The organism is Massilia phosphatilytica, assembly GCF_977014125.1.
Genome location: NZ_CDRNIL010000068.1, coordinates 1 through 4,114 on the forward strand (window position 1 = coordinate 1; position 4,114 = coordinate 4,114).

A 4,114-nucleotide genomic window follows, 5' to 3' on the forward strand; every position below is an offset into this window, starting at 1 on the left:
AAAATGCGGTCCGGCCGGCAAATACCTCGTGCGCGCGGACGGCACGCTCGCGTACCTCGTCGACCCGGGCATCAACGGCCAGTACCACACGCGCCCGGACGGCTCCGAGGTCAAGAAATTCGATGCGCCCAAGGCCGTTCTGATGTCAAGTACATCATCAAGGGTATCCTCGACCACCAGCTGCCGTGGACCCTCGTGCTGTTCGGCGTGATGGTCGCCGTCGTGCTGGAGATGTCGGGCGTCGCGTCGCTGGCGTTCACGGTGGGCGTGTACCTGCCGCTCGTGTCGACCTTGCCGATCGCGATCGGCGGCATCATCCGCTGGCTGGTCGACCGCCGCAACAACACGCTGCCGCAATACACCGGCCTGTCCGAGGACGAACTGCAGGCCGCGGGCGACCGCAGCTCGGGCACGCTGCTGGCGTCCGGCTACATCGCGGGCGGCGCGCTGGCGGGCATCATCATCGCCATCACGGCCGGGGTGATGACGGATTTCGACAATACGATGAACAAGTGGGCGGAGGCGGCGAATCCGTTCTTTGCCGGCGCGAGCTCGGACCTGCTGTCGATCCTGCCGTATGCGGCGATCTGCGTGCTGCTGTACGTGATTGGACGCGAGAAGGCCGCGAAATGATGGCGTGATCGCGGGCGCGGGGCGCTCACCGCAATCGGTGGGCTCGGGACCCGCCACCCTACGGATGCAATGTTCACGCAGGGTGGGCACCCGTGCCCACCGAGCGCCCGCCCGCCGATGTCACGCGTCCAGCGTCGTGCGCATCGCCTCCATCTCCGCCACGATCCAGTCGCGGGAATGCCGGATCTTCGTCATCGCCTCCTTGTGCGGATTGACGAGGAGCCGGTAGCCGTGGCCGAACGGCGCGCGCCTGCGCGCGATGCCGGAACAGCGTGCCGGCGCGGATGTCCTCGAACGCGATCCCGTACGGCACGAGGCCGATGCCCTGGCCGGCCACGGCGGCCTGCGCCAGCACGCCCCAATGGCTGTACGTACGCGAAAAATCGTAGTCGCCCTTCAGCGCGCGGTTTTCGTTCAGCAGTTGCAGCCAGCCCTCCGGCGTGCGCTCGCACAGCAGCGGAAAGCGGGTGAGGTCCGACAGCTGCAGCGCGTCCTGGCCGTCGGCCAGCAGATCGGGGCTGTACACGGGCACCAGGCGCTCGCGGAACAGCAGCGCCGGGTCGCCGTCCTTCACGGGGCCGTAGCGGATCGCCACGTCGACGGCATCGTCCTCGATGTCGACCGGCGTGTCGTTCGAATCGATGCGCAGGTCCAGTTCCGGATGCAGCTTGGTGAAGCGCGACATGCGCGGCACGAGCCACTTGATCGCGAACGAGTGCGTCGTCGAGATGCGCAGCACGGCTTCGTCGCTGCCGCGCTGCAGGGCCGCCACCTTGGCGCCCAGGTCGGCCAGCATGCGCGTCACTGCGATCGCCAGTTCCTGGCCCTTGGCCGTCAGTGCGATGTGGCGCGGATGCCGCACGAACAGCGCGAAGCCGACGGCTTCCTCGAGCTGCTTGACCTGCAGGCTGACGGCGGCCGGCGTCTTGTGCAGCTCGCGCGCGGCCAGCTTGATGCTGCCCCAGCGCGCGGCGCATTCGAAATCGATCAGGCCGGAGAGGCTGCGCAGCGGCCTCACCGCGCGCTACAGAATAAGTTTTTCTTATTCATAACATTTATTTTTCTAGTTTGAACAATTGCGGTTCTGGTTACAGAATATAGCGGATCGACGACGACGTGCCTAAGGAAAACTTCATGACCAAGAACATCCTGGTGATCGGTGGGACCCGTTACATCGGCAGGCTGCTGGTGCAGCGCCTGCTGCGGGCCGGCCATCGCGTGACCGTGGCGACGCGCGGCTATGCGCCCGATCCGTTCGGCGCGCGCATCGCACGCGTGCGCGTCGACCGGCGCAACGAGACCGCCATGCGCAACGCGTTCGCCCATGCCGGGCCGTTCGACGTCGTGTACGACCAGATGTGCTACAACCCGCTCGACGCCGCCATCGCCGTGCGCACGTTCGCGGGCAGGGTGGGGCGCTACGTGATGGCGTCGACGATCGACGCCTACCGCGTCCTCGGCTACGACCACCGCCGGCCGTTGACGGAATCCGACCTCGCCATCGAGGCGCAGACGATCGACACGGACTACCCATGGCACGACCCGTGCCGCGCCACGGAGTGCTATGTCGCGGGCAAGGTGCAGGCCGAGGCCTATCTCGTGCGCGACGGTTCGCTGCCGCTCGTCGTGCCGCGCCTGGCGCACGTGCTGGGCGGACCGGAAGACTTCACCGGCCGCCTCGCGCACTACGTGGAACTGGCACGCCTGAACGGCGTCCTGGAATATTCGAACGCGGACGCGGCCTTGTCGTTCCTGCCGCTGCAGGGCGCGGCCGATTTCCTCGTCTGGGTCGGGATGCAGGCGTTCACCGGCGCGGTCAACGGCGCGTGCGACGGCGCGCTGTCGGCGGCCCGCCTGTTCGAGCGGGTCGGCGCCGTGCTCGATACGCCGGTGCGCACGCGCCGCGCGGCCGCGGGAGCGGCGCCGGGCCGCCTGTCGCCGTTCGACGTGCCGGGCCCGATGGTGCTCGACACGGCGCGCGCGCAGGCGCTCGGCTACCGGTTCGGGCATTGCGACGAATGGATCGACGATACGATCCAGTTGCACGACCTGGCGTTCGTGTAGGGTGGGATGATTGATGCCGGGGCATCGGGATGCCCACCCTACGTAAAACGTCGGCCTGAGAGGCCGTCGTTTTACTTCACGCCGTGCATCAGCTTCTGGATCAGCGGCGCGATCAGGAACAGCAGCACGCCGGCGCCGATCAGGGCCCAGAAGCCGAACGTGTAGCCGGACAGCGCCGATTCGACGGTCATGCCTTTTTCGCCCGACACGACGGACGCGAAGATGCCCGACAGGTTGTTGCCGATGCCGGTCGACAGGAACCAGCCGCCCATGCCCAGGCCGACGAGGCGGGTCGGGGCCAGCTTGGTCACCATCGACAGGCCGATCGGCGACAGGCACAGTTCACCGATGGACTGGATCACGTAGACCATGAACAGGGTCCAGAACGGGATCTTGCTGTCCGGGCCGACCAGGTGCTGCAGGGCGAACATCAGCAGCAGGAACGCGAGGCCGTTGAAGATCAGGCCGAGGCCGGAACTTGCGCGGGATCGACGGGTTCTTGCGGCCCATCGCGAGCCACACGGCGGCGACGATCGGCGCGCACACGATGATGGCCAGCGTGTTCACCGACTGGAACCAGCCGGTCGGGAAGACCCAGCCGCCGAAGTCGCGGCGCACGATGTACTCGGCCAGGAAGGTGAACGAGCTGCCGGCCTGCTCGAAGAAGCACCAGAACATCACGTTGAAGAAGAAGATGACGAGCATCGCGATCGTCTTGTCGCGCACGACCGCGCCGCCGCGGATGCCTTCCACCATCAGCATGATCGCGAGGATGATGAAGAGGACCGACAACAGGCCTTGCAGCTTTTCCGCGCCCAGCTTCAGCACGAAGTAGACGACCGGGATGACGACGAACGAACCGATGATGACGCCGACGAGGCGCATCGGGCTGCCGAGCGCTCCGGTGGCGGCGCCGATGCCCTTCAACATGCGGCGCCCGATCTGGAACCAGATCAGCGACAGGATCATGCCCACGCCGGCCGCGAAGAACACGACCTTGTAGGCCGGGACGCCGCTCTGGCCGGACATGCTCTCGGCGAGGACGCCGGTGAGGATCGGGGCGAGGAAGCCGCCGCCGTTGATGCCCATGTAGAAGATGGTGAAGCCGGAGTCGCGGCGCTGGTCGTTGATGCCGTACAGCTGGCCGACCATCGCGGAGATGTTCGGCTTGAACATGCCGTTGCCGACGATGATGGTGGCGAGGCCCAGCTTGAAGACGTCGGGATTCGGCACCGTGATGGCGAACAGGCCGAGCACCATGAACGCGGCGCCGACGAGGATGGAACGCTGGTAGCCGATCACACGGTCGGCGATGTAGCCGCCGAACACGGCGCCGGCGTACACAGGTGCTGGATCATCCAACTAATCCTCCTCCGTTTTAACCTTAGCAATACGTAACTGAACGCAGTACAGGACA

5 protein-coding genes and 1 pseudogene are annotated in these 4,114 nt (G+C 66.4%); 3 read left to right on the forward strand and 3 right to left on the reverse strand.

Translation table 11 applies throughout. The features are described from left to right. Both ACWNCF_RS02425 and ACWNCF_RS02430 read left to right on the forward strand, forming a co-directional pair. The coding region (locus tag ACWNCF_RS02425; protein WP_449405891.1) for a hypothetical protein at nt 1–211 on the forward strand (211 nt) is incomplete at its 5' end. Then, nucleotides 196–633: an OPT/YSL family transporter gene (locus tag ACWNCF_RS02430; RefSeq protein WP_449405892.1), complete on the forward strand. Its 438-nt coding sequence runs from the start codon at nt 196–198 to the stop codon at nt 631–633. The genes ACWNCF_RS02425 and ACWNCF_RS02430, both read left to right, overlap by 16 nt. Nucleotides 634–706: 73 nt before the next feature. On the opposite strand, the gene ACWNCF_RS02435 is transcribed toward ACWNCF_RS02430, so the two are convergent. Next, on the reverse strand, nt 707–1,651 hold the full coding sequence (locus ACWNCF_RS02435) for a LysR substrate-binding domain-containing protein (protein ID WP_449405893.1): 945 nt from the start codon (nt 1,649–1,651) through the stop codon (nt 707–709). Nucleotides 1,652–1,767: 116 nt separating this feature from the next. Between ACWNCF_RS02435 and ACWNCF_RS02440 the strand changes: the two genes are divergently transcribed. Beyond that, nucleotides 1,768–2,697, forward strand: a complete 930-nt coding sequence (locus ACWNCF_RS02440; protein WP_449405894.1) for an NAD-dependent epimerase/dehydratase family protein — start codon at nt 1,768–1,770, stop codon at nt 2,695–2,697. Nucleotides 2,698–2,768: 71 nt separating this feature from the next. Here ACWNCF_RS02440 and ACWNCF_RS02445 read toward each other — a convergent pair whose 3' ends face one another. Beyond that, the gene (locus ACWNCF_RS02445; RefSeq protein WP_449405895.1) at nt 2,769–3,161 is read right to left on the reverse strand and encodes a POT-type proton-dependent oligopeptide transporter; all 393 of its coding nucleotides are present in this window, start codon (nt 3,159–3,161) and stop codon (nt 2,769–2,771) included. A 70-nt stretch (nt 3,162–3,231) separates the two neighbouring features. Next, nucleotides 3,232–4,041 (reverse strand): annotated as a pseudogene (locus ACWNCF_RS02450) (oligopeptide:H+ symporter); the annotation flags it as partial. Nucleotides 4,042–4,114 lie beyond the last annotated feature (73 nt).